A 24,152-nucleotide genomic window follows, 5' to 3' on the forward strand; every position below is an offset into this window, starting at 1 on the left:
GGATCACTTCGCTGTGCGTAGAACTGGCGCATCACACCCCAGCCTGCGGCATGGGGAACCCCTAGGGGGCCGAGCGTTAGCGTGGCGTGGGGTGGCGGTGCCTGGCGTTTGCTGTCCCGCGTACTTATTCGCCGCCTCCCCCACGGGAGGATGGGGCACGGTCGTCGTGAGTTAAGACGCCCGGTTCCGTCACCAGGTTCCGGGCTGATCTCAACTGCCCCTGGTCATCACCGAGTACGTACCCATCACGGCCGCTGTGACGCGCCTCCCATGCCTGAGGGCCTGGGAGTGCCCCTTGTTGAACAATCCCAGTCGATCGCAATAGGCCGTCGCCTCAGGCACTTTTGAGCCAAGTTACCAAGATCGCCTAAACGCCACAGAATTCCCACGGACACCAGGAATCCCAGCGGGACAATGCTGGACATCCCCTCATCAGTGCGTGTAGATGTGGAGAACATTGCTAGCGGCGCAGAATGACATGGGGGTTTGCGATGCTATTGAGCAATACGCACCGGCCGGAAAGCCGTCAGCCATGAACGCTCCGCACCTTCCGAAAGTGGCCGGAATCGATTCAACTGTTCCGCCACCAGCCCACACTGTCGCGCCCACCCCACAGGCCCAAGGCGCACCGACCCTCATGATCCAGGACCGGCTCGCGGGCTGGATCTCCGATCTCACCACCCTGCAGGAGCTCACCGAACGCCTGGCCCGCACGGCCACGCTCGACGAGGCCCTGCACGAACTGCTGCGCGCCGGAGCCGGCCTGGTCGGCGCCCGCCGCGGCCTGCTCGTCCTGGAGCCCGCCGACGGGCTCGGGCCCGACACCACCGTCGGCCTCGGCCTCGCCCGCGCCGACCTGGGGCACATCGAGACGGTGCCCCGCGGCGCCACCGCCTTCGGGCGGCTCCTCGACGCACCGCCCGCGCCGCCCGGCTCGGAGACCGGGATCGTCAACGCGGATCTGCTCGCCGACAGCACCCTCGACCCCCGCCACCGCGAGGTCGCCGTCCGGCTCGGCTACGCGGCGAGCTACGCACTGCCCCTGTCCACCGAGGCGGCGGGCCGGATCGGCGCCGCGGTCTGGCTGTACGACGAGCCCGCGGAGCCCGGCGAGCGCCAGCGGCACCTCGTGGGCCTCTACGCACGCCAGGCCGCCGAGCACCTGGCGCGGCTGCTCGAACTCGACCGCGCCCGCACGACGGAGGCCACACTGCGCGAGGAGCTGCTGCCCTCACGGCTGCCGCGGGTCGCCGGGGTGCAGCTCGCCGCCCGGCACCGCACCTGCGCGCGCGGAGGCGGCGACTGGTTCGACGCGCTGCCGCTGCCCGACGCCGCGCTCGGCCTGGCGGTCGGGTCCGTCACCGGGTCGGGTCCCAGCGCCGTCGCCGCGATGGGGCGCCTGCGGGCCTCCTTGCGGGCGTACGCCGTCATGGAGGGCGAGGACCCCGTCGCCGTCCTGTCCGATCTGGAGCTGCTGCTGCGGCTCACCGAGCCCGCGCGGTCGGCGACGGCCCTCTTCGCCTACTGCGAACCGGCGCTGCGCAAGATCGTCCTGGCCGGGGCCGGGCACAGCCCGCCGCTGGTGATCGGCGAGCGGCGCACCGAGTTCGTGGAGACCTCGCTCTCGGCGCCGCTGGGCATGCTCGCCTGCTGGGAGGCGCCGAGCGTGGAGTTCCAGCCGGAGCCGGGAGAAACGGTGCTTCTCTATACGGACGGGCTTCTGCACCGCACGGGCGACCCGATGGACCGGGCCTTCGCACGGCTGCACGCGGCGGCGGCGAGCGTGCCGAAGCCGGTGCGCGACGACCCGGACGCACTCGTCGATCACGTGCTGCGGACGGTGCTGCCGGACGGCCTCGACGCCGCCGACAGCGACGAGGACGTGGTGCTTCTTGCGGCCCGCTTCGAGTGACGCCCCGGGGTCCGTTTCGAGTGACCCCCGCAATACGGCATGTAATGGGCCTTCCGGCACTTGGCCCCCTTCCGTACGCCCGTACGATGGAGGGGGCCCAGTGTCGTACATAGGAGGCAGATCGTGTCGGAGGAGCTCAATCCGGAGAACCCGGAGACCCCGGAAGACCTGGAGATCGAGTCCGAGGAAGAGCCGATCAAGCAGCGCAAGAACGGCCTGTACCCGGGCGTCTCCGACGAGCTCGCCGAGAACATGAAGTCCGGCTGGGCCGACACAGAGCTGCACGACCTGCAGCCGATCGCCCAGGCCGAGCACACCGCCGCCCGCCGTGCCGCGCTCTCCGCGCGCTTCCCGGGCGAGCGTCTCGTGATCCCCGCGGGCAATCTCAAGACCCGCTCGAACGACACCGAGTACGCCTTCCGCGCCTCCGTCGAGTACGCGTACCTGACCGGCAACCAGACCGAGGACGGCGTCCTGGTCCTGGAGCCGACGGACTTCGCGGACGGCACGAGCGGCCACGAGGCCACCATCTACCTGCTGCCGCGCTCCAACCGCGAGAACGGCGAGTTCTGGCTGGACGGCCAGGGCGAGCTGTGGGTCGGCCGCAGGCACTCCCTCACCGAGGCCGAGACGCTGTACGGCATCCCGGCGTCCGACGTGCGCGAGCTGCCCGGACAGCTGCGCGAGGCGACCGGCTCCGTCCGCGTCGTCCGTGGCTACGACGCCGGCATCGAGGCCGCGCTGACCGACAAGGTCACGGCCGAGCGCGACGAGGAACTGCGCGTCTTCCTGTCCGAGGCCCGTCTGGTCAAGGACGAGTTCGAGGTCGGCGAGCTCCAGAAGGCGTGCGACTCGACGGCCCGCGGCTTCGAGGACGTCGTACGCGTCCTGGACAAGGCCGAGGCAACCAGCGAGCGTTACATCGAGGGCACGTTCTTCCTGCGCGCCCGCGTCGACGGCAACGACATCGGCTACGGCTCGATCTGCGCCGCGGGCCCGCACGCCACGACGCTGCACTGGGTGCGCAACGACGGCGCCGTGCGCTCCGGGGAGCTGCTGCTGCTCGACGCCGGTGTGGAGACGCACACGTACTACACCGCCGACGTGACGCGGACGCTGCCGATCAACGGCCGCTTCGACGCGCTCCAGCGGAAGATCTACGACGCCGTGTACGAGGCCCAGGAGGCCGGCATCGCGGCGGTGCAGCCCGGCGCCAAGTACCGCGACTTCCACGACGCCGCGCAGCGCGTGCTCGCCGAGAGGCTCGTGGAGTGGGGCCTCGTCGAGGGCCCGGTCGAGCGCGTCCTGGAGCTGGGTCTCCAGCGCCGCTGGACCCTGCACGGCACCGGTCACATGCTCGGCATGGACGTCCACGACTGCGCGGCCGCGCGCCGTGAGACGTACGCCGACGGTGTCCTGGAGCCCGGCATGTGCCTGACCGTCGAGCCCGGTCTGTACTTCCAGGCGGACGACCTGACGGTCCCGGAGGAGTACCGCGGCATCGGCGTGCGGATCGAGGACGACATCCTCGTGACGGCCGACGGCAACAAGAACCTGTCGGCGGCGCTGCCGCGGCGGGCCGATGACGTCGAGGCGTGGATGGCCGAGCTCAAGGGCTGAGCATTTTGCTGAACCGGGCCTCTTCTTTAAGAAGGGGCCCGGTTTCGTGTTCCCAGGGTGCTGCAGGGTGCTGTCCGGGGCCTAGCGCTCATCCTCGCCCGCCACCTTGGCGGTGCTCAGGGCGATGCGGTTCCAGGTGTTGATGGTGAAGATCAGGGCCAGGACGTGGCCCAGCTCCGTCTCCTCGAACTGCGCCGCCGCGCGGGCGTAGACGTCGTCCGGTACGCCGCCCTGGTGGACGAGCGTGACGGCCTCGGTCAGGTCGAGGGCCGCCTGCTCCTTCTCCGTGAAGAAGTTCCTGGCCTCGCGCCAGACGCCGATCATGTGCAGGCGTGCCTCGTCCTCGCCGGCCTTGCGCGCGTCGGTGGTGTGCATGTGGAGGCAGTAGGCGCAGCCGTTGAGCAGCGAGGCGCGGATCTGGATCAGTTCGACAAGCGCCGGGTCGAGTCCCTCGCGAGCGGCGGCGTCCAGTCCGATGACGGCCTTGAAGGCCTTCGGGGCGGCCTTGGCGAAGTTGAGGCGGGGGGCGTGCGTGTGGGGCTGCCCGGCGGTGTGGGCGGCGGGCTGCGGGGCGCTCTGGGAGGCGGGCTGAGGGGCGATCTGCGTGGCGTTCTCGTTGTTCGTCATGACCATGAATCTACGGGCCGCATAGACCTCGGATAGGGTGCATTTTCATGCCGGAATCATGGGTCAATTTGGCGGAGCGCATCGGGAGCGACCTGCACCTGGAGCTCTCCGGGGCGGGTGGCCGCCGCGCCGTCCTCATCCGCGCGCTGCGCGACGCCGTGCGCGAGGGGCGGCTCGCTCCGGGGACGCGGCTTCCGCCCTACCGCTCGCTGGCCGCCGATCTGGGCATCGCCCGCAACACCGTCGCCGACGCCTACGCCGAGCTGGTCGCCGAGGGCTGGCTGACCGCGCGGCAGGGCTCCGGCACCCGGGTGGCCGACCGGGCGGCGCCTCCCGCGCGCACCCGCGTCCCCAAGCGGGCACCCACCCGGCCCGCGAAACCGGCCCCGCCCGCGTACGACCTGCGCCAGGGCCAGCCCGACGCCGCCTCCTTCCCGCGCACCGCCTGGCTCGCCGCGGCCCGGCGCGCCCTCAACTCGGCGCCGAACGAGGCCTTCGGGCCGGGTGACCCGCAGGGCCGCGTAGAGCTGCGCCGGGCGCTCGCCGGCTACCTGGGGCGCGCCCGCGGAGTGCGCACCGATCCGGAGCGGATCGTGGTGTGCTCCGGGTTCGCACACGCCCTGCGGCTGCTGTTCGGGACCGGGGGAGGCGGGATGCTGCGGGGCCCTTCCCCAAGCTCTCGGCTTCGCTCGAGCAGGGGATACCCCATCGCCGTGGAGTCGTACGGCCTCGGCTTCCACCGCTCGATCCTCGCGACCGCGGGCGTACGGACGGTCCCGCTCGGCCTCGACGAGAAGGGCGCCCGGATCGAGGAGTTGACCGAGGGTCAGCGAGTCCGGGCCGTCCTGCTCACGCCCGCACACCAGTTCCCGACCGGCGGCCCCCTGCACCCGACCCGGCGCGCGGCGGTGATCGACTGGGCGCGTGCCGGCGGCGGCCTCGTCCTGGAGGACGACTACGACGGGGAGTTCCGCTACGACCGGGAGCCCGTGGGCGCGGTACAGGGTTTGGATTCCGAACGCGTCGTCTACATGGGCTCGGTCAGCAAGAGCCTCTCTCCGGGGGTGCGTCTGGGGTGGCTTGTTCTGCCCGAACACCTCATCGACGGCGTACTCGCGGCCAAGGGCGAACGGGAGGCGTGGGCCAGTGTCATCGACCAGCTCACGCTCGCCGACCTGATCGAGTCCGGCCACTACGACCGGCACATCCGCCGCATGCGTCAGCGCTACCGCCACCGCCGTGACCAGCTCGTCGAGGCGCTCGCCGCGCACGCCCCGCACATCAGCCCCACCGGAGTCGCCGCGGGCCTGCACGCCGTCCTTGAACTGCCGCCCGGCACCGAACAGTCCACGGCGAAGGCGGCGGCCTGGCAGGGCCTCGCGCTGGAGGGCCTGGCCGATTTCCGCCACCCGGAGGCCACCATGCCCGCGCCCGACGGCCTGGTCGTCGGGTACTCCACGCCGCCGGAACACGCCTACGGAGCGGCGCTCGACGCCCTGTGCAGGGCGCTGCCGCCCGGGTGAGGCACACCGCGGGTGAGGCGGCCGGGCGGCAGGGAAGAGCCCTCAGGCGCCCTCAGGCACTCCTCAGGCAGCCCTCAGGCCGAGACGAGCGGCGCGTCCTCGCGCCACTTGAGGATCTTGTCGAAGCTGATCACCGCACCGCCCCTGCCTCCCGGCCTCGGGCCGAAGTGCACATGATCGGCGAGCTCCTGGATGAGGTAGAGACCCCGTCCGTGCTCGGCGGTGTCGGACACGGTCTGCGCGACAGGGACGAACCCCGGGCCGGAATCGGCCACTTCGATGCGGCACTTCTCGCCGTCCAGGTACGCCGTCACCCGGTAGGCCCCGGCCGCCCCCTCGGGGGGCACCGCCGCCCCGCCGTGCTCCACCGCGTTGGCACAGGCCTCGCTGAGAGCCACCGACAGGTCGTACGAGACGTCGGGATCCACCCCCGCGGTCTCCATCGTGCCGATCAGCAGCCGACGGGCCAGTGGGACGCTCGCAGCTTCGCGCCGCAAATGGAGAGACCACCACATGCTCATGCTCCAGCCTCCTGGCCGCGGCTCGACATACCGATACGTATTGCCGCAAGCGCCCGTGTATAAGCGCGCACTTGACGTGATGCCGCCCATACGGCGGACGCGCGAACGGCTCGGGACGGTGTAGACACGTCCCCCACAAGGCACTTTCGATGCCCCTAAAGGCACTCATTCGTGGTGGATGGGCATCGATCGGCACCGATCACCATCCATGGGAGCTTGCGGACCTGCCGTATGCGGCGGGTAAGGCCAGTGCGATGATGTTCCGGCCATGACTGCCCCCCACCAGCGCGAAGCGCGCGCCGGAGTCGACCTCCGGCTGCTGAGAGCCTCGGTGTTCGCCGTGCTCTGCGTCGTGCTGTCCGCCGGGGGCCATGTGCTCGCTTCCTGCGCCGCCGTCCCGCTGTGGACGCTCGGCGTCGGGTTCCTCGCCGTCCTGGCCGTCGCGGCACCGCTCGCCGGGCGTGAGCGCTCGCTGCCGGGCATCGCCGCCGCACTGGCTGCCGGGCAGGTGGGGCTGCACGCGCTCTTCGGGGTCGGCCAGCACGGCGGCGCCGCGGGGGCCACCGCCGACACCTCCCTGGTGGAGCAGGCCGCGCGCCTGGTGTGCGGGGCTGGCGCGGCCAATCTCAGCCCCGCCCAGGCCCACCGGATCCTGACGACGGCGGGCGTGCAGCCGGGCGGCGGGGCCACCGGCCACGTCATGCATCACAACGCCCCGGCCACGGCGGCGGACTCCGCGATGGACTCGATGTCGCTGCTCCCGTCGCTTCCGATGCTGCTGGGGCACGTACTCGCCGCCGTCGCCGCCGGATGGCTGCTGCGCCGCGGCGACATCGCGCTGCTCCGCCTCGTACGGCTCTCGGCACATGGGGCGTATGGAGTCGCCGAGGGGGCGCTCGTGCGTTCCCTGCGCGGGGCTGTCGCTCTTGTGTGCGCCCTGCGCGCCGGACTTCCCGGAGCGCCCGACGCGGATTCCCGCGCATCCCGTACAGCGTTCTTCGGACCGCCGAAGAAGCCGCACACCACCGCGCTCCAGCACACGGTGATCAGGCGAGGCCCGCCGGCCGCCGCCGCACTCGCACTCGCTGCCTGACGCGACGCACTCCTACCGCAGCACTACGGAGAGGTGCCTCACGCCCGGCGGCGTCCACGCGCGCGTGCCCGCTCGGTTCGTCGCCGCGCGCACTCTCCCTGATCACCACTGCTGGCCTGATCAGCACTGTTGATCACCACCGCTGAAAGTGGAGTGTTCTGCCATGTCTGTTCTGTCCGCGCTGTCCGCCGTGAAGGCCTCCCGCGTCTCCGTCGTCGGTGGCGTCGCCGCCTCCGCCGTCCTGCTGCTCTCCGTCCCCGCCTTCGCACACGTCAGCGTCACGGCCGAGGGCGAGGCCGCCAAGGGCGGCTACGCCACGGTCAACTTCAAGGTGCCGAACGAGATGGACGACGCCTCGACCAACAAGCTCGAGGTGTCCTTCCCCGAGGACCACCCGCTCGCCTCCGTCATGACGCAGCCCGTCCCCGGGTGGACCGCGAAGGTCACCAAGAAGAAGCTCGACAAGCCGCTGGAGATGCACGGCGAGAAGATCGACGAGGCCGTCTCCAAGGTCACCTGGACCGCCGACGGCAAGGGCGTCCAGCCGGGCACCTTCCAGAAGTTCCCGCTCTCCCTCGGCGCGCTGCCCGAGGACGCCGACGAACTCGTCTTCAAGGCCGTCCAGACGTACGACAACAAGGAAGTCGTCCGCTGGATCGAGCCGCAGCAGAAGGGCCAGGAGGAGCCGGAGCACCCGGCGCCCGCCCTCGCGCTGACCGCACCGTCCGAGGACGGGCACGGCGCCGCCGCCTCGCACGACGACACCAAGGAAGACGCGAAGTCGGACGACAAGAGCGAGTCCGCCTCCTCCGACAGCAGCGACTCCACCGCCCGCGTCCTCGGCGTCGTCGGCATCGTCGTCGGTGCCGCCGGCGTGGCCTTCGGGGTCCTCGCCGGTCGTCGGCGCACCAACAGCTGAGCCACCCTTCGGGCCGCGCCGGGGGCGTTTCGCCTGCCCCCGGTGCGCCCGGGCCCCCCTCACATCTGGGACATTTTCGTATGCGCAAGAAGAAGCTGCTCGCCGCCGCCATGCTGGCCGCGGCCACCCTCACCCTGTCCGCCTGCGGCGGCGGTGACGACAGCAAGAAGCCCGTCGCGGACGTCTCCGTGGAGTCCAACGGCGACAAGGCCGCGACCATCCTCGACAAGCCCTTCGAGAAGCCGGACCTCGTCCTCACCGACACGCACGGCAAGAAGTACGACCTGCGCAAGCAGACCAAGGGCAAGCCGACGCTCATCTACTTCGGCTACACCAACTGCCCGGACGTCTGCCCCCTGACGATGAGCAACATCGCCGTCGCCAAGAAGCAGCTGCCCAAGGCCGAACAGGACGACCTCCAGGTCGTCTTCGTGACCACCGACCCCAAGCGCGACACCCCCGCCACCCTCGGCAAGTGGCTCAAGGGGCAGGACACCGACTTCATCGGTCTGACCGGTGACTTCGACACCATCCAGGGCAGCGCCCGCACCCTCGGCATCAGCATCGAGCCCTCCAAGAAGGAGAAGGGCAAGGTCGTCTCGATGCACGGCACGCAGGTCATCGCGTTCTCGCCGAAGACCGACGCCGGGTACGTGCTGTACGGCGAGGACACCACCGTGGACGACTACACCAAGGACCTCCCCAAGATCGTCAAGGGAGCGACCCCGTGAACCGCCGCACTCTCCTCTCCGGGGCCGTGGCGCTGACGGCGGGGCTCGCCCTCGCGGGCTGCTCGGACTCGTCCGGCGACAAGGACGGCGCCAAGGCGTCGGACAAGCCGGAGCTCAAGGTCTCGGGCGCCTTCATGCCCGAGCCCGCCATGGACACCATGGCCTCCGGGTTCTTCACCGTCACGAACAAGGGCGGCGCCGACAAGCTCACATCGGTGACCAGCTCCGTCGCCCGGAGCGTGACGCTGCACAGCACCAAGGACAACGCGATGAAGGAGCAGAAGTCGTTCGACGTACCCGCGAACGGCGAGCTCGACTTCGCGCGGGGCGGCAACCACCTCATGTTCGAAGAGGTCAAGCAGAAGCCGAAGCAGGGCGACAAGGTCTCGGTGACGCTGCACTTCGAGAAGTCGGACCCGATCGAGATCGAGGTTCCGGTGAAGGCCGCCACGTACAACCCCAAGCCCGGCAAGCACGCGTCGCACTGAGGGACTGATCGCTGATGCAGACCATCGCTCCCCGCTGTGGAGCTCGCTCCGGGGCCACCGCCCGCTTCGGGATAACCCCCGGTGCCGGACGGCTCCTGCTCGTCGTCGCCGTCTTCCTCGGCGCCCTGCTGGCCACGGCGGCCCCCGCTTCCGCCCATGCCGCGCTGACGGGCAGCGACCCCAAGCAGGGGGCGGTGGTCGACACGGCGCCCGCCCGGGTGTCGCTGACCTTCTCCGAGAAGGTCGCCATGTCCGACGGCTCCGTACGGGTGCTCGACCCGGCCGGCAAGCGCGTCGACACCGGCAAGACCAGTGACCTCGGGTCCAACACGTACGGCGTGAAGCTGCACAAGGGGCTGCCCGACGGCACGTTCACCGTGGCCTACCAGGTCGTCTCCGCCGACAGCCACCCCATCTCCGGGGCCTACACCTTCTCCGTGGGCGCGCCGTCCGACACCAAGGTCGCGCTGCCGGACCAGGAAGTGGGCGGCGGATTCGTCGGCGGGCTCTACGGCTTCGCGCGCTACCTCTCGTACGCCGGATTCATCCTCGTCGTCGGCGGGGCGGCCTTCGTCCTCGGCTGCTGGCCGGGCGGCGCGGGCGTGCGGCCCGTGCAGCGCCTCGTGGTGTCCGGCTGGCTCACGCTGACCGCGTCCACCCTGGTCATGCTGCTGTTCCGGGCGCCCTACACGGGGTCGGGGAAGATCGCCGACGCCTTCGACATGGCCAAGCTCGGCGACGTGCTCCAGACGAAGACGGGAGCCGCGCTGGTCTCACGGCTGCTACTGCTCGCCGCCGCCGCGCTCTTCATCGCCGTCCTCTTCGGTGCGTACGAAAAGCGAACCGACCCCAAGGAGCGCAAGGACCTCACCTTCGGGCTCGCGATCGGCGGAGGCGTCGTCGCCGTCGGACTCGCCGCGACCTGGGCCATGGCCGAGCACGCGTCGACGGGCATCCAGGCCGGGCTCGCGATGCCCGTGGACGTCGTGCACCTGATCGCCGTCGCCGCCTGGCTCGGCGGGCTCGCGGCGCTCGTCGTCGCCCTCTACTTCGCGCCGTCGGTGGAGGCCGGGGCGGTGCGGCGCTTCTCGCGCGTGGCGTTCTGCAGCGTCATCGCCCTGGCGGCGACCGGGCTCTACCAGTCGTGGCGGCAGGTCGGCTCGTGGTCGGCGCTCACCGGTACGTGGTACGGACAGCTGCTCCTCATCAAGGTCGGCCTGGTGGTCGTCCTCGTCGGCATCGCCTGGATCTCGCGACGCTGGACGGCGCGGATCGCGGACCAGGCCGGCGACATGGCGCCGGAGGCGGCGGCCGCGGCCGTCGTCGAGAACCGCGCGGAGAAGCGTGCCGGGGCCAAGCGCGTGGAGAAGAAGCCGGTGACGGTGCCCGCGGGGGCCGCCGGAGCGGACTCCAAGCGCTCGGCCCAACTCGCCCGCCAGCAGGCCGCCATGAGCACCGCCCGCGAGAAGCGGATCCGCGACGCGGACCCCAACCGGTCCGGCCTGCGCCGCTCCGTGCTCGCCGAGGCGGGTGTCGCCGTGGTCCTGCTCGCCATCACCACGGTCCTCACCTCCACCGAGCCGGGGCGCACGGAGGAAGAAGCGGCCGCTTCGCAGACGGCCGCCGCCGCGCAGCGGTCCGGACCGCTCACCCTCAAGATCCCCTTCGACACGGTCTCCGACGACGGCAAGGGCACCGTGCAGCTCGACCTGGACCCGGGCCGCACCGGCAGCAACGAAATGCACATCTTCGTGAAGCGGCCGAACGGCAGTGCCTTCGACATCCCCGAGGTGAAGGTCTCCTTCACCCTGAAGTCGAAGGACCTCGGCCCGCTGCCCGTCGCCCCCGACCACATCGCCACCGGACACTGGAGCTCCAGCGGGGTCCAGATTCCGATGGCGGGCGAGTGGAAGGTCGCGGTGACCGTGCGCACGTCCGACATCGACCAAGTGACCGTGAACAAGAACGTGCAGATCGGCTGAACGGAACCACCATGGCGGACAACGGGATTTCGAGGCGGCGGCTGCTCGGCACCGCCGGTGCCACCGGTCTCGCGCTCGGCGCGGCGGGTGGTGCGGCCGGGTACGCCGCGGCGCCGTCGGACACTCCCGAGAAGGCGGCCTCGCTGGCTTCCCTTGGCGCGGACACGGTCATGTTTCACGGGAAACATCAGCCGGGCATCACCACGCCCGTCCAGTCCCGCGGCCATCTGGTGGCCTTCGACCTCGCCGCGGGCGCGGGCCGCAAGGAAGCGGCGGCCCTGCTGCGCCGCTGGTCGGCGACGGCCGAGCGGCTGATGGCGGGCAAGGCCGCACAGGGCGAGGACACGGACGTCGCGCGGGACGCGGGTCCCTCGTCCCTGACCGTCACCTTCGGCTTCGGGCACAGCTTCTTCGGGCGCACCGGCCTGGAGGAGCAGCGCCCGTCGGCGCTCGACCCGCTGCCGGACTTCTCCTCCGACCGCCTCGACAAGGCGCGCAGCGACGGCGACCTGTGGGTGCAGATCGGCGCCAACGACCCGCTCGTCGCCTTCCACGCGCTGCGTGCGCTCCAGAAGGAGGCGGGTGACGCGGCGCGCGTGCGGTGGCAGATGAACGGCTTCAACCGCTCGCCCGGCGCGACCGCGCAGCCCATGACGACCCGCAATCTGATGGGCCAGATCGACGGCACGAACAATCCGAAGCCGTCGGAGGACGACTTCGACCGGCGGATCTATGTGCCCGCCACGGGTGACCCGTCCTGGATGGCGGGCGGCTCCTATGCCGTCGTACGCCGTATCCGGATGCTCCTCGACGACTGGGAGAAGCTCGGGCTCAAGGACCAGGAGGCGGTCATCGGGCGCCACAAGGCGGACGGCTCGCCCCTGACCGGCGGCACGGAGACCACCGAGCCGAAGCTGGAGAAGGCGGGCGCGGACGGCAAGTACGTCATCGCCCTCAACGCCCACGCCCGCATCACCCGGCCGGACCAGAACGGCGGCTCCGCGATGCTGCGCCGCCCGTTCTCGTACCACGACGGCTTCGACAAGGGCGGCGAGCCGGACGCGGGGCTGCTCTTCGTGTGCTGGCAGGCGGACCCGCTGCGCGGCTTCGTGCCGGTGCAGCGCAAGCTCGACCGGGGGGACGCGCTGTCGGAGTTCATCCGGCACGAGGCGAGCGGCCTCTTCGCGGTGCCGGGCGGGGCGGCGAAGGGCGAGTACGTGGGGCAGCGGTTGCTGGAGGGGTAGGGCTGGGCCCGGTCTCGTATGTACGTACGTGGGGCGGGCGCCGCTTCGTGAGACGCGTGAGCCATGCCACGGACAGGCCATTAGGGTGACGGTATGTCGGCGATGCGCTACACCTATCTCGGCCCCGAGGGCACCTTCACCGAAGCCGCCCTCCGCACGCTCCCGGAAGCGGCCACCAGGGAGCTCGTCCCGATGGTGTCCGTGCCGGCCGCGCTGGACGCGGTCCGTAGCGGTGACGCGGCTGCCGCGCTGGTGCCGATCGAGAACTCCGTCGAGGGCGGCGTCACCACCACCGTCGACGAGCTCGCCAAGGGCGAGCCGTTGATGATCTACCGCGAGGTCGTCCTGCCGATCGCCTTCGCGCTGCTGGTGCGGCCCGGCACGCAGCTCAAGGACATCAAGACGGTGACCGGCCACCCCGTGGCCCAGCCGCAGGTCCGCAACTGGCTCGCCGCGAACCTCCCGGACGCCCTGTGGGAGTCGGCGGCCTCGAACGCGGACGGCGCGCGCCTCGTCCAGGAGGGCCGCTTCGACGCGGCCTTCGCCGGCGAGTTCGCGGCGGCGACGTACGGCCTTCAGCCGCTGGTCAGCGAGATCCACGACGCGGCGACGGCCGAGACCCGCTTCGTCCTGGTCGGCCGCCCGGCCCGGCCCGCCGCGCCGACCGGCGCGGACAAGACCTCGGTGGTCATCTGGCTCGGCGACGACCACCCCGGCGCCCTGCTCGAACTGCTCCAGGAGTTCGCCGTACGCGGGGTCAACCTGATGCGGATCGAATCGCGGCCCACCGGCCAGCGCATCGGCAACTACTGCTTCTCCGTGGACGCCGAGGGCCACATCACGGACCGCCGCGTGGGCGAGGCGCTGATGGGCCTCAAGCGGATCTGCCCGCAGGTGCGCTTCCTCGGTTCGTACCCGCGTGCGGGAGTGGCGCCCGCGGACGTCCGGCCGCTGCGCCCGGGGACGACCGATGGCGAGTTCCTTGCGGCGTCGGACTGGCTGACCCAGTGCCAGGACGGCCGGTTCTGAGCGGTCTTACCTGCTGATTTACGTTGTCCACAAAGTTATCCACAGGCGCGCTTCTCGACCTGGGGACAAGTCGACAACGAAGCACGACATGGTCGACAAATCGGCCTACAACCCACAAGTCCGTCCACAGTCCCGCACGTCACCCCTCGTCCACCCTTTTCCATTGATCAACTCTTTGGGGCGAACCATTTCCACTCGAAAGTGGGTGTGAGGGTGGTTTGGGACGGGAATCCTTCGCCGTGCATGCGGCTTTCGGAACGATCTCTTCCGGCATCCACAGATCTTTCGCACAGCCTGTGGATAACTTTTCCGGAGGGGATATTCCTGTGGACAACCCGGGTCCCAAGTCCCGCTCCCCACAAGGGGATCGGGTCAAGGCGGCGCGTCCCCTCTGCCCCATTTCGGGGAATGGCACCCTTTTCATTGACCCGGAAGCCGAAGATCCGGCGAAGGGTGCGACAGCTGCGCGAGGGGCGCACGACGACTGCCCGGTGGCTCATTTCCGTCGCGCCGCTTTCGGGAATTCCCATTCCGGCAAATCGGTCATAACGCTACAGAGTGGAATATCGAGTCGAGAGCCGGAACCTCTCGACGGTAGCCTGGTGGGGTGATTGACCTTCGCCTGCTCCGTGAGGACCCCGACCGTGTTCGCGCCTCCCAGCGCGCCCGTGGAGAGGACGTCGCGCTCGTCGACGCCCTGCTCTCCGCCGACGAGCGGCGCAGGTCGTCCGGGCTCCGCTTCGACGAGCTCCGTTCCGAGCAGAAGGCGCTCGGCAAGCTCATCCCCAAGGCCTCGGGTGACGAGAAGGCCGAACTCCTGAAGAAGGCCGGCGAGCTGTCCGCCGCCGTCAAGGCGGCCAACGCCGCACAGGACGAGGCCGACGAGGAGACCAAGCGCCTCCTCGGCCAGCTGGGCAACCTCGTCCACCCCGACGTCCCGGTCGGCGGCGAGGAGGACTTCGTCGTCCTCGACACCATCGGCACCCCGCGCGACTTCGCGGCCGAGGGCTTCGAGCCCAAGGACCACCTGGAGCTCGGCGAGATGCTCGGCGCCATCGACGTCGAGCGCGGCGCGAAGGTCTCCGGATCGCGCTTCTACTACCTCACGGGTGTCGGCGCGCTGCTCGAACTGGCCCTGGTGAACGCGGCGATCGCGCAGGCGACGGAAGCCGGGTTCATCCCGATGCTGACGCCCGCCCTGGTCCGCCCGCGCGCCATGGAGGGCACGGGCTTCCTCGGCCAGGCCGCCGAGAACGTCTACCACCTGGAGAAGGACGACTACTACCTGGTCGGCACCTCCGAGGTCGCGCTCGCCGGTTACCACATGGACGAGATCATCGACGCCGACAAACTGCCCCTGCGGTACGCGGGCTTCTCGCCCTGCTTCCGCCGCGAGGCCGGCACGTACGGCAAGGACACCCGCGGCATCTTCCGCGTGCACCAGTTCGACAAGGTCGAGATGTTCTCGTACGTCGACCCGGCGGACGCGGAGAACGAGCACCAGCGGCTCCTGGAGTGGGAGAAGCAGTGGCTCACCGGCCTCGGCCTGCCGTTCCAGGTGATCGACGTCGCCACCGGTGACCTGGGCTCCTCGGCCTCGCGGAAGTTCGACTGCGAGGCGTGGATCCCGACGCAGGGCAAGTACCGCGAGCTGACCTCCGCGTCGAACTGCGACACCTTCCAGTCCCGCCGTCTGTCGATCCGCATGCGCGAAGAGAACGACGGCAAGAAGGTGACGCAGCCGCTCGCGACGCTGAACGGCACGCTCTGCGCCGTCCCGCGCACGATCGTCGCGCTCCTGGAGAACCACCAGCAGGCCGACGGCTCCGTGTGGGTGCCCGAGGTGCTGCGTCCGTATCTGGGGGGACGAGAGATCCTGGAGCCCATCGCCAAGTGAGCCACCCTGCTCCTGCCACCCCGTCCTTCCCGTACAAACTCGTCGCGACCGACCTCGACGGAACGCTCCTGCGCTCCGACGACACGGTCTCGGCGCGTACGCGCGACGCGCTCACCGCGGCCACCGCGGCGGGCGCCGCGCACATCATCGTCACCGGCCGTGCCGTGCCGTGGACCCGGCACATCCTCGACGACCTGGGCTACGACGGCCTCGCGGTGTGCGGGCAGGGCGCGCAGGTCTACCACGCGGGCGAGCACCGGCTGCTCACGTCGGTCACGCTCGACCGGCAACTGGCGGGCATCGCCCTGGCCAAGATAGAGGCGGAGATCGGCCCGCTGGCGCTGGCCGCGAGCCGTGACGGCCTCGACGGCGAGGTGATCGTGGGCCCTGGGTACGTGGTCCAGGACGGCCCGCTGCCCGCCGTCCCGTTCACGGACGTCGCCGAGCTGTGGTCGGCTCCGCTGAACAAGGTGTACGTCCAGCACCCGGGCCTGAGCGACGACGAGCTGGCCGCGGTGGCGCGTCAGGTGGCCGGTGGACTGGTCGGCGTGACGATGGCCGGCGAGGGCATCGTCGAACTGCTGCCCCTCGGCCTCTCCAAGGCGACGGGCCTGTCCCTGGCGGCGCGCCGCCTGGGCGCGAAGGCCGCGGACACGATCGCCTTCGGGGACATGCCCAACGACATCCCGATGTTCGGCTGGGCGGCACATGGCGTGGCGATGGCCAACGCCCACGAGGAACTCAAGACGGTGGCGGACGAGGTGACGGCGTCGAACGAGGACGACGGCATCGCGGCGGTCCTTGAGAGGCTCCTCGGCTGACCCTGGGGGCTTCACGCCCCGCACGCACTGAGCCGGCCACCGCGTTTCGGTGGCCGGCTCAGTGCGATGTCGGGTGGGCGGCCCGCGCAGTGAAGTGCGCGCTCGAAGCGGCCGCCCCGGGCATCTCCCCCGTGGGCGGGGCTCGACGGAGCGAGTGACTACTCCGGAGCCTGCCGCGGGATGCCCTGCCGGGAACTCGACGGACTGGTGAAGGACACGTCGGCTCCTCTCCCCGTAGGCGGGCGCCAGGGTCGTGGCGCGGTGACACAACTACTGTGCCCGCGCCCCGAGTTGCCCGCCACTCAATTAATCACTCCTCCCCGGCCAGCGTCAGCGAGCGCAGCTTCTGCCCGGCGTACCAGGTGGCGAGGACCGTGACGCCGACCAGCAGCACCGTGGCGACCGGGAGTCCGACGTCCGAGGTGACCAGGTCGCCGCCCGCGGTCTTCTGGGCGACGGCGAGCGACCACTGCTGGACGCTGAGCGTGCGCGCCCCGGAGACCAGCGACCCGAAGAGCGCCTCCCACACGAGGGCGTAGACCAGTCCGAAGACGACCGCGTGCCGGGTGATGGTGCCCAGAAGCAGGAACATCGCGGCGTACGCGATCGAGGCGACCAGGGCGGCGATGGTGTAGGCCACCGCGATCTGCTGGCCGTTGCCGTTCAGGATCATGCCCGCGATGAACGTCGGGACCGCGGAGAAGGCCATGGTCACGGCGATGGCGACGGTGAGCTTCGTAATGATGATCGTGGGGCGCTTGACCGGCTTGGAGAGGAGATAGACGACGGAGCCGTCGTCGATCTCCGGGCCGATGGCTCCGGTGCCCGCGATGACGCCGATGATCGGCACCATCGTGGCGAGCGCGAAGCCGCCCAGGAGGTCGGATGCGACCTGGTCGTCGGCGCCGCTGAATCCGCGGACGGCTGCGGCGATGACGATGAGCAGGACGGGCAGGGCGAAGAGGATCAGCGCCCTGCGGCGGCCGAGCAGGGCCCGGTAGGTGAGCCGGGCGACAGTGGGGTCGTACACGATGGCTCCCTTCAGGCCGCGACGAGATAGGAGAAGACCGACTCGAGGGACTCGTCCGAGGGCGAGACCGTGAGGAGCCGGATGTCGTGATCGCGGGCGATGCGTGGCAACAGGGCGGTGAAGCGCCCGAAGTCGATGGCTTGGATGCGCAGGGCGCCTTCCTTGAGGTCGACTTCGATTCCTGCCGTCGACGGGTCTGCGATCAGGGCTGCGGCCAGGGCGCGGTCGTCGCTGGAACGCACCAGGTAGCGGTGCGGGCGGTCGGTCATCAGGCGGCGGATCTTGCGGAAGTCACCGCTCGCCGCGTGCCGGCCGGCCACGATCACCTCGATGTGCGAGGCCAGTTGCTCGACCTCTTCGAGGATGTGCGAGGAGAACAGGACCGTGCGGCCCTCGTCCCCCATGCGCCGCAGCAGGTCCATCAGCTGCATGCGCTGGCGGGGGTCCATGCCGTTGAACGGCTCGTCGAGCAGGAGCACGGACGGTTCGTGGACGAGGGCGGAGGCCATCTTCACGCGCTGGCGCATGCCCTTGCTGTACGTCGAGATCTTGCGGTCCTGTGCGTACTCCATCTCGACCGTGGCGAGGGCCTTGTGCGCGGCCCGCTCGTCCAGGCCGTGCAACTCGGCGTTGGCGACGACGAATTCGCGTCCGGTGAGGAAGTCGTACATCGCCTCGCGCTCGGGGACGATGCCGATGTCCTTGTAGATCTGTTCGTTGCGCCAGATCGGCTTGGCGTCGAGGGTGACGCTGCCGGTGGAGGGGGCGAGGAAGCCGCCCATCATGTTGATGAGGGTGGACTTCCCCGCGCCGTTCGGACCGAGGAGGCCGGTGACGCCGGGGCCGACGTTCATCGTGATGTCGTTGACCGCCACCACGTTGCCGAACCAGCGGCTGGTGTGGTCGATGTTGATGGTGCTCACAGCCCGACCTTTCGGTAGCGGCGCAGCAGTGCGCCGTAGCAGCCCGCGATGAGGGCGAGGACGACGATCACGTAGACCACGCCGGTGCCGGACGAGGGGCCTTCCCCTCCGGGGAAGGCGGAGGTCGCGCCGAGGAACGCGGTCTGTACGCCGTCGATGAGCGTGATCGGCGAGAAGAGGCCGAGCCAGGCGATGGCGTCGGTGCTGCCCTGTTCGTAGGCGATGGCCTGGACCGTGGACACCGCTCCGTAGCTGATGGTCAGTACGGCGATGACGGCGGCGATCCCGAAGCCGCGGCGGGGGGTGATCGCCGAGACGACGAGGGCGATGCCGGAGAAGAGGAGCGAGAGCAGCGCCACGGAGACGAGCCCCTGGCCGAAGCCCTTCGTCTGGTCCACGAAGTCGAGCTTGGCGAGCAGCGCCCCTACGTAGAGGACGAGCAGCGGTGCGGCCGTGAGGACGAAGAGGGCCGAGGCCATCGCCGCGAACTTGGCGCGTACGTAGTCGCTGTGCTCGATGGGACGGGAGAAGTAGAGGGGGACGGTCTTGAAGCGGAGGTCGCGGGAGACCGTCTGGGGGGCCTGGGCGGCCAGATAGAGACTGATCACTGCCTGCAGCACGATCGCGTAGCGGGTGTAGTCGAGGGGGAGGTCGTTCGCCTTGGTGGTCACGGCGACCGCCACCATGATCGCGGCGGGGACGCACATCACCGCGAAGAGGATCATGGGCAGGACCTTGGACTTGGCCGAGCGGCCCAGCCCGTACGCCCCGCGCAGGCTCTGCGAGAAGAGCGAGCGGCGTGCATAGGCGCGGCCCAGGCGCGGGCCGTCGTAGTTGCGATAGCCGATGTTGTGGATCTGGGTCTGTTCGCCGGCGCGTGCCGGGGTCTGCTCAACCGCCATGGCGGACCGCCTCCTTCCGCGCTTCCTGGTCGGACTGTTGAGACCCTTCGGACGGCTCGGACTGCCCGGACTGCCCGGACTGCCCGGTGGTCTGCTCGGCCTGCTCGGACTGGAAGACCTCTGCGATGTGGTGCCTGCGCTGTTCCATCCGGACCAGGCCGAGGCCGAGGTCCGCGACGAGGTCGCGCACCAGGTCGTACGTCTCGTCGCCGTCCGCTTCGAGGAGCACGGTGTGACCGGCACCGGGCAGGCCGCTTCCCTCGTGGGTGGCGACCCCGCGTCCCTGCAGGGCCTCGCGGAACACCTTGGTGCCGTCGGGGTGCTCGTCGGTGTCCGTCACCTCGACGGCCAGCGTCGTGGTGGTCTGGGTGAAGTCGGTGGTGGAGCTGGACCGCAGGAGCTTGCCGCCGTCGATGACGACGACGTGGTCACACGTGCGCTCCAGCTCGCCGAGCAGGTGCGAGGTGACCAGGACGGAGATGCCGAAGTCCGTGTGGACGCGGCGGATGAGGCCCAGCATCTCGTCACGGCCCACGGGATCGAGGCCGTTGGTCGGCTCGTCCAGGAAGACCAGGTCGGGGTCGTGGACGAGGGCCTGCGCGAGCTTCACGCGCTGCTTCATCCCCGTCGAATAGCCGCCGATGGGGCGATAGCGCTCCTCGTACAGACCGACGTGCCGCAGGGTGTCCGCGGTGCGCTCGCGGGCCGCCGTGGGCGGCAGTCCCGACATGCGCGCCATGTGGACGACGAATTCGGTGGCCGACACGTCGGGCGGCAGACAGTCGTGCTCGGGCATGTACCCGACGCGTTCACGGATCTGGCCGCCACTGGTGGCGACGTCGAGGCCGAGCACGGCGGCGGTGCCCTCCGTGGCGGGGGACAGACCCAGCAGGATCTTGATCAGTGTGGACTTGCCGGCTCCATTGGCTCCGACGAGTCCGGTTACACCGGGCCCGATATCCATGGAGAGCCGGTCAAGCGCGGTCACCCTCGGGAACCGCTTGCTCAGGCTTTCGGTCGCGATCACAGTCACATTTCGAAGGTAGTGGCGCAGGCCACATCAGGCGTCAGACCAGGGTGCTGTCCTCGCCTCACTCTCGGGTATTACGGGCCCGTAGGGGTCGTCCTGAGGTCGCCCCCTGGGGGATACCCCGCAGTTTCCACCCGAGTCGGGCCCGGCTGGTACGCAGCTATTGACGTAGCCGCTGAGCATTGTCACATTCATCAGTGTCAAGTTACGGACGCGTACTGCGATGGACCGGACACGGACGGACGGTGGCATGACCTCAGCAGTGGCAGGTGAACTCTCCGCGGAACTGCGGGGGTTCAGGGAAGTGCAGACCCTCGCGTATGAATGCGCGGAGGCGGTCGCGGCGCAGCTCAAGCCGGGTGTGACCGAGCGCGACGCGGCGCGGATGCAGCGTGAGTGGCTGCGGGAGCGAGGCGTGCGGGACTGGTTCCACCTGCCCTTCGCCTGGTTCGGGGACCGCACGGCGTTCGTGAACTTCCGGATACCGCTGCAGTTCTTCCCCACCAACCGTCGGCTCGAGCCGGGGATGCCCTTCATCCTCGACATGGCCCCGGTCTACAAGGGATACACGGCGGACATCGGCTACTCGGGCTGCCTCGGCCTCAATCCCGTGCACGACAAGCTGCTCGCCGACCTGGAGGCGCACCGCGAGCTGCTCCTGCGCGAGGTGCGCGAGCGTCGCCCGCTGCGCGAGATCTATGAGGACGTGGACCGGCTCATGGTCCGCCAGGGCTATGCCAACCGCCACCGCGCATACCCCTTCGGCGTCATCGCGCACAAGATCGACCGCGTCAAGGAGCGCCGCCGGTCGCCGCATGTCTTCGGCTTCGGCACCCAGTCCCTGAAGGGGCTGGCGAGCGACGCGCTCCATGGCCACCGGGACGGCTGGTCGCCGCTGTGGTCGCCGTACAAATTCTCCGACCACCCGCCCCAGCCGGGGCTCTGGGCGGTCGAACCGCACCTCGGATTCCGGGGTACGGGCGCGAAGTTCGAGGAGATCCTGGTCGTCACCGACTCCAAGGACCCCGAGCAGAGCGCGTTCTGGCTGGATGACGATCTGCCGCATGTGCGGCGCTGGGCTGAGGAGAGGGCCGCCGCATGAGCACGGAAGGAATCACCAAGGGGATCAAGGGCGCCCGCGAGCGCTGGGTGCGCACGGGCGGAGTGGAGCTGTGCGTCGCCGAGCTGGGCGACCCGACGCAGCCCACGGTGCTGCTCGTGCACGGCTATCCGGACTCCAAGGAGGTGTGGGCGGACGTCGCCGAGCGTCTCGCCGACCGCTTCCATGTCGTGCTCTACGACGTGCGCGGCCACGGCAGGTCGACGGCTCCGCAGCCGCTGCGCGGCGGCTTCACGCTGGAGAAGCTGACCGATGACTTCGTGGCCGTCGCCGATGCGGTGAGCCCGGACAAGCCGGTGCATCTGGTGGGCCACGACTGGGGTTCGGTACAGGCCTGGGAGTTCGTCACGGTCAAGCGCACCGAGGGGCGCATCGCGTCCTTCACCTCGATGTCGGGGCCCTCGCTCGACCACTTCGGGCACTGGATCAAGAAGCGGATGACCCGGCCCACACCGCGCAAGGTCGGCCAGCTCCTCGGCCAGGGCGCCAAGTCCTGGTACGTGTACATGCTGCACACGCCGGTGCTCCCCGAGCTCGCCTGGCGCGGACCGCTCGGCAAGCGGTGGCCGAAGATCCTCGAACGCATGGAGAAGGTCCCCGCGGGCGACTATCCGACGTCGTCGCTGCCCTCGGACGCCGCGCACGGAGCATGGCTCTACCGCGACAACGTCCGCGCACGGCTGCGCAGGCCCCGCGCCGACGCCTACGCGCACGCCCCCGTGCAGCTCATCACGCCGTCCGGCGACATCTTCCTGTCGGAGAAGCTCTACGACGAACTGGAGCTGTGGGCGCCGGAGCTGGTGCGCCGCAGCATCCCGGCCAAGCACTGGGTGCCCCGCACCCGGCCCGACCAGCTGTCGGCCTGGATCACGGACTTCGTCACCAGCAACGAGGACGGGGTGCCCGCCAACGACAGTGTGGCCACCGGCAAGCACGCCGATCGCTTCGGCGGCCAGCTGGTCCTGGTCACGGGCGCGGGCAGCGGCATCGGCCGTGCCACCGCCTTCGCGTTCGCCGAGGCGGGCGCGCGCGTGGTGGCCGTCGACCGGGACGCGGAGAGCGCGGCACGCACGGCGGAGATGTCCCGTCTGATCGGCGCCCCCGAGGCCTGGGGCGAGACGGTCGACGTCACCGACGAGCAGGCCATGGAGAAGCTCGCCGAGAAGGTCGCCAGGGAGTACGGCATCGTCGACGTCCTGGTGAACAACGCGGGGATCGGCCTCTCCGGCTCGTTCCTCGCCACGAGCACCGAGGACTGGAAGAAGGTCCTGGACGTCAATCTGTGGGGCGTGATCCACGGCTGCCGGCTCTTCGGCAAGCAGATGGCCGAGCGCGGCCAGGGCGGCCACATCGTCAACACCGCTTCCGCGGCGGCCTATCAGCCCTCCAAGGCGCTGCCCGCCTACAGCACCTCCAAGGCAGCGGTCCTGATGCTCAGCGAGTGCCTGCGCGCGGAGCTGGCGGGTCAGGGCATCGGGGTCTCCGCGATATGCCCGGGCCTGGTGAACACGAACATCACGTCGACCGCGCGCTTCGCCGGCGTCGACGCCGAGGAGGAGAAGCGCCGCCAGAAGAAGGCCTCGCGCCTGTACGGCCTGCGCAACTACCCGCCGGAGAAGGTCGCCGACGCGATCCTGCGCGCGGTCGTCAAGAACCAGGCCGTGGTCCCGGTCACCCCGGAGGCCCGTGGCGCCCACCTCATGTCCCGCTTCACGCCCAAGGCCCTGCGTGCGATCGCCCGATTGGAGCCGCCGCTGTGAGCACGGAGAAGAGCACCGGCACGAACACCGAGGAGCACTACACGATCGTTCCGCGCCGGGTCTCGTTCGACTGGGAACGGACGCCGCTGCACTGGATACCGGACGAGCCCACCGCCACCCACGTCATCAACGTGCTGCATCTGCTTCTCCCGGCAGGGGAGCGGTGGTTCGTGAAGGTCTTCAAGGAAGGCCTGCCCCTGATCACCGACCCGGCGCTGCTCAAGGACGTCAAGGGGTTCATGGGCCAGGAGGCCACGCACAGCGTGCAGCACGCGCACGTGCTCGACCACCTGGCGGCGCAGCGGCTCGACACCGCGGCCTTCACCAAGTACGTCGACTTCCTCTTCGAGAAACTCCTCGGCGAGAGCCCGCCGTTGGGGGCTCCGATACCGACGCAGGAGTGGCTGCGCTTCCGTCTCGCGGTCGTCGCGGCGATCGAGCAGTTCACGGCGGTCCTGGGGAACTGGGTGCTGCACGCCGAGGGCCTGGACCAGGCGGACGCCGACGCGGTCATGCTCGACCTGCTGCGCTGGCACGGCGCGGAGGAGGTCGAGCACCGCTCGGTCGCCTTCGACATGTACCAGCACTGCGGCGGCGACGGCTTGCCCCGCTACGCCCGCCGCATCGCCGGCATGGCGGTCACCGCGCCCGTGATGCTGTACCTGTGGGTCTGGGGCACCGGCTATCTCATGCGCAGGGACCCCCAGCTCGCGGGGCGCATCCGTTACTCCCTCACCGAGCACAACAAGGCGGTCAGAAAAGGCCTGCTGCCCTCCTGGCAAGAGCTCGGTGCGGCCATACCCCGCTACCTGCGGCGGTCGTACCATCCCTCGCAGGAAGGCTCGCTGCGCAAGGCCGTCGAATATCTGGCGGAGTCACCCGCGGCACGGGCCGCGGCCGCTGCGGTCGGCCGAGCGGCCATCGCCTAGCACGAGGTTCTACGGAGGCGGGGAGCGTGGACGAGCAGTCGGGCGCGGGGC

21 protein-coding genes are annotated in these 24,152 nt (G+C 70.1%); 15 read left to right on the plus strand and 6 right to left on the minus strand.

The window, feature by feature from the left end; genetic code table 11:
* Positions 1-478: 478 nt before the first annotated feature.
* Together ACZ6ZP_RS42240 and ACZ6ZP_RS42245 are read left to right on the plus strand one after the other, a co-directional pair.
* Positions 479-1,912: a PP2C family protein-serine/threonine phosphatase gene (locus tag ACZ6ZP_RS42240; RefSeq protein ID WP_469410529.1), complete on the plus strand. Its 1,434-nt coding sequence runs from the start codon at positions 479-481 to the stop codon at positions 1,910-1,912.
* Between the two features lie 123 nt (positions 1,913-2,035).
* Positions 2,036-3,532, plus strand: a complete 1,497-nt coding sequence (locus ACZ6ZP_RS42245; RefSeq protein WP_366462442.1) for an aminopeptidase P family protein — start codon at positions 2,036-2,038, stop codon at positions 3,530-3,532.
* An 81-nt stretch (positions 3,533-3,613) separates the two neighbouring features.
* Here the strand turns inward: ACZ6ZP_RS42245 and ACZ6ZP_RS42250 are convergent, their stop codons facing one another.
* Complete coding sequence (locus tag ACZ6ZP_RS42250; protein ID WP_468614639.1) at positions 3,614-4,159, minus strand: carboxymuconolactone decarboxylase family protein; 546 nt, start codon at positions 4,157-4,159, stop codon at positions 3,614-3,616.
* 47 nt (positions 4,160-4,206) lie between these two features.
* On the opposite strand from ACZ6ZP_RS42250, the gene pdxR reads away from it, so the two are divergent.
* Positions 4,207-5,682: a MocR-like pyridoxine biosynthesis transcription factor PdxR gene (gene pdxR / locus ACZ6ZP_RS42255; protein WP_351167318.1), complete on the plus strand. Its 1,476-nt coding sequence runs from the start codon at positions 4,207-4,209 to the stop codon at positions 5,680-5,682.
* A 74-nt stretch (positions 5,683-5,756) separates the two neighbouring features.
* On the opposite strand, the gene ACZ6ZP_RS42260 is transcribed toward pdxR, so the two are convergent.
* The gene (locus ACZ6ZP_RS42260) at positions 5,757-6,203 is read right to left on the minus strand and encodes an ATP-binding protein (RefSeq protein ID WP_351167316.1); all 447 of its coding nucleotides are present in this window, start codon (positions 6,201-6,203) and stop codon (positions 5,757-5,759) included.
* Positions 6,204-6,471: 268 nt separating this feature from the next.
* Here ACZ6ZP_RS42260 and ACZ6ZP_RS42265 point away from each other — a divergent pair, with 268 nt between their 5' ends.
* From ACZ6ZP_RS42265 to ACZ6ZP_RS42305, 9 genes are all read left to right on the plus strand, one after another.
* On the plus strand, positions 6,472-7,296 hold the full coding sequence (locus tag ACZ6ZP_RS42265) for a hypothetical protein (protein WP_469410530.1): 825 nt from the start codon (positions 6,472-6,474) through the stop codon (positions 7,294-7,296).
* 190 nt (positions 7,297-7,486) lie between these two features.
* Positions 7,487-8,215 (plus strand): YcnI family copper-binding membrane protein, encoded by a 729-nt coding sequence (locus ACZ6ZP_RS42270; RefSeq protein ID WP_351167577.1) that lies wholly within the window; start codon positions 7,487-7,489, stop codon positions 8,213-8,215.
* Positions 8,216-8,295: 80 nt separating this feature from the next.
* On the plus strand, positions 8,296-8,946 hold the full coding sequence (locus ACZ6ZP_RS42275) for an SCO family protein (RefSeq protein ID WP_351167312.1): 651 nt from the start codon (positions 8,296-8,298) through the stop codon (positions 8,944-8,946).
* Positions 8,943-9,434 carry a copper chaperone PCu(A)C gene (locus ACZ6ZP_RS42280; protein WP_469410531.1) on the plus strand — a complete coding sequence of 164 codons (492 nt, stop codon included), beginning with the start codon at positions 8,943-8,945 and terminating at the stop codon, positions 9,432-9,434. Before ACZ6ZP_RS42275 ends, ACZ6ZP_RS42280 begins: the two co-directional genes overlap by 4 nt.
* 14 nt (positions 9,435-9,448) lie before the next feature.
* Positions 9,449-11,416 (plus strand): copper resistance CopC/CopD family protein, encoded by a 1,968-nt coding sequence (locus ACZ6ZP_RS42285; protein ID WP_469410532.1) that lies wholly within the window; start codon positions 9,449-9,451, stop codon positions 11,414-11,416.
* Positions 11,417-11,427: 11 nt separating this feature from the next.
* Positions 11,428-12,660, plus strand: a complete 1,233-nt coding sequence (efeB, locus tag ACZ6ZP_RS42290) for an iron uptake transporter deferrochelatase/peroxidase subunit (protein WP_469410533.1) — start codon at positions 11,428-11,430, stop codon at positions 12,658-12,660.
* A gap of 93 nt (positions 12,661-12,753) precedes the next feature.
* Positions 12,754-13,689 carry a prephenate dehydratase gene (gene pheA, locus ACZ6ZP_RS42295; RefSeq protein ID WP_351167304.1) on the plus strand — a complete coding sequence of 312 codons (936 nt, stop codon included), beginning with the start codon at positions 12,754-12,756 and terminating at the stop codon, positions 13,687-13,689.
* 607 nt (positions 13,690-14,296) lie between these two features.
* Entirely contained in the window at positions 14,297-15,586 is a 1,290-nt protein-coding gene (gene serS / locus ACZ6ZP_RS42300) for a serine--tRNA ligase (protein ID WP_351167302.1), read from the plus strand.
* Complete coding sequence (locus tag ACZ6ZP_RS42305) at positions 15,583-16,407, plus strand: HAD family hydrolase (protein WP_361470453.1); 825 nt, start codon at positions 15,583-15,585, stop codon at positions 16,405-16,407. Before serS ends, ACZ6ZP_RS42305 begins: the two co-directional genes overlap by 4 nt.
* 310 nt (positions 16,408-16,717) lie before the next feature.
* On the opposite strand, the gene ACZ6ZP_RS42310 is transcribed toward ACZ6ZP_RS42305, so the two are convergent.
* The 4 genes from ACZ6ZP_RS42310 to ACZ6ZP_RS42325 are packed head-to-tail and all read right to left on the minus strand — an operon-like array spanning position 16,718 to position 20,289.
* The gene (locus ACZ6ZP_RS42310) at positions 16,718-17,437 is read right to left on the minus strand and encodes an ABC transporter permease (protein WP_351167298.1); all 720 of its coding nucleotides are present in this window, start codon (positions 17,435-17,437) and stop codon (positions 16,718-16,720) included.
* A gap of 11 nt (positions 17,438-17,448) precedes the next feature.
* Positions 17,449-18,360, minus strand: a complete 912-nt coding sequence (locus tag ACZ6ZP_RS42315; RefSeq protein WP_249588953.1) for an ABC transporter ATP-binding protein — start codon at positions 18,358-18,360, stop codon at positions 17,449-17,451.
* Positions 18,357-19,262 carry an ABC transporter permease gene (locus tag ACZ6ZP_RS42320; RefSeq protein WP_361470455.1) on the minus strand — a complete coding sequence of 302 codons (906 nt, stop codon included), beginning with the start codon at positions 19,260-19,262 and terminating at the stop codon, positions 18,357-18,359. Before ACZ6ZP_RS42320 ends, ACZ6ZP_RS42315 begins: the two co-directional genes overlap by 4 nt.
* The gene (locus ACZ6ZP_RS42325) at positions 19,252-20,289 is read right to left on the minus strand and encodes an ABC transporter ATP-binding protein (protein WP_469410542.1); all 1,038 of its coding nucleotides are present in this window, start codon (positions 20,287-20,289) and stop codon (positions 19,252-19,254) included. Before ACZ6ZP_RS42325 ends, ACZ6ZP_RS42320 begins: the two co-directional genes overlap by 11 nt.
* Before the next feature lie 253 nt (positions 20,290-20,542).
* On the opposite strand from ACZ6ZP_RS42325, the gene ACZ6ZP_RS42330 reads away from it, so the two are divergent.
* The 3 genes from ACZ6ZP_RS42330 to ACZ6ZP_RS42340 are packed head-to-tail and all read left to right on the plus strand — an operon-like array spanning position 20,543 to position 24,101.
* Positions 20,543-21,394 carry a M24 family metallopeptidase gene (locus ACZ6ZP_RS42330; protein ID WP_351167294.1) on the plus strand — a complete coding sequence of 284 codons (852 nt, stop codon included), beginning with the start codon at positions 20,543-20,545 and terminating at the stop codon, positions 21,392-21,394.
* Positions 21,391-23,172 carry an SDR family oxidoreductase gene (locus tag ACZ6ZP_RS42335; RefSeq protein WP_351167292.1) on the plus strand — a complete coding sequence of 594 codons (1,782 nt, stop codon included), beginning with the start codon at positions 21,391-21,393 and terminating at the stop codon, positions 23,170-23,172. Before ACZ6ZP_RS42330 ends, ACZ6ZP_RS42335 begins: the two co-directional genes overlap by 4 nt.
* Complete coding sequence (locus ACZ6ZP_RS42340) at positions 23,169-24,101, plus strand: metal-dependent hydrolase (RefSeq protein ID WP_351167290.1); 933 nt, start codon at positions 23,169-23,171, stop codon at positions 24,099-24,101. The genes ACZ6ZP_RS42335 and ACZ6ZP_RS42340 overlap by 4 nt, the downstream gene beginning before the upstream one ends.
* Positions 24,102-24,152 lie beyond the last annotated feature (51 nt).

The organism is Streptomyces sp. NPDC054047 (assembly GCF_055585065.1).

What these genes read in the sequence shown, in the direction of transcription:
- ACZ6ZP_RS42240 (WP_469410529.1), top strand. Translation starts at nt 479, where the DNA reads ATGGGGGTTTGCGATGCTATTGAGCAATACGCACCGGCCGGAAAGCCG.
- ACZ6ZP_RS42250 (WP_468614639.1), bottom strand. Translation starts at nt 4,159, where the DNA reads ATGACGAACAACGAGAACGCCACGCAGATCGCCCCTCAGCCCGCCTCC.
- pdxR (WP_351167318.1), top strand. Translation starts at nt 4,207, where the DNA reads ATGCCGGAATCATGGGTCAATTTGGCGGAGCGCATCGGGAGCGACCTG.
- ACZ6ZP_RS42260 (WP_351167316.1), bottom strand. Translation starts at nt 6,203, where the DNA reads ATGAGCATGTGGTGGTCTCTCCATTTGCGGCGCGAAGCTGCGAGCGTC.
- ACZ6ZP_RS42265 (WP_469410530.1), top strand. Translation starts at nt 6,472, where the DNA reads ATGACTGCCCCCCACCAGCGCGAAGCGCGCGCCGGAGTCGACCTCCGG.
- ACZ6ZP_RS42275 (WP_351167312.1), top strand. Translation starts at nt 8,296, where the DNA reads ATGCGCAAGAAGAAGCTGCTCGCCGCCGCCATGCTGGCCGCGGCCACC.
- ACZ6ZP_RS42285 (WP_469410532.1), top strand. Translation starts at nt 9,449, where the DNA reads ATGCAGACCATCGCTCCCCGCTGTGGAGCTCGCTCCGGGGCCACCGCC.
- efeB (WP_469410533.1), top strand. Translation starts at nt 11,428, where the DNA reads ATGGCGGACAACGGGATTTCGAGGCGGCGGCTGCTCGGCACCGCCGGT.
- pheA (WP_351167304.1), top strand. Translation starts at nt 12,754, where the DNA reads ATGTCGGCGATGCGCTACACCTATCTCGGCCCCGAGGGCACCTTCACC.
- ACZ6ZP_RS42320 (WP_361470455.1), bottom strand. Translation starts at nt 19,262, where the DNA reads ATGGCGGTTGAGCAGACCCCGGCACGCGCCGGCGAACAGACCCAGATC.
- ACZ6ZP_RS42330 (WP_351167294.1), top strand. Translation starts at nt 20,543, where the DNA reads ATGACCTCAGCAGTGGCAGGTGAACTCTCCGCGGAACTGCGGGGGTTC.
- ACZ6ZP_RS42335 (WP_351167292.1), top strand. Translation starts at nt 21,391, where the DNA reads ATGAGCACGGAAGGAATCACCAAGGGGATCAAGGGCGCCCGCGAGCGC.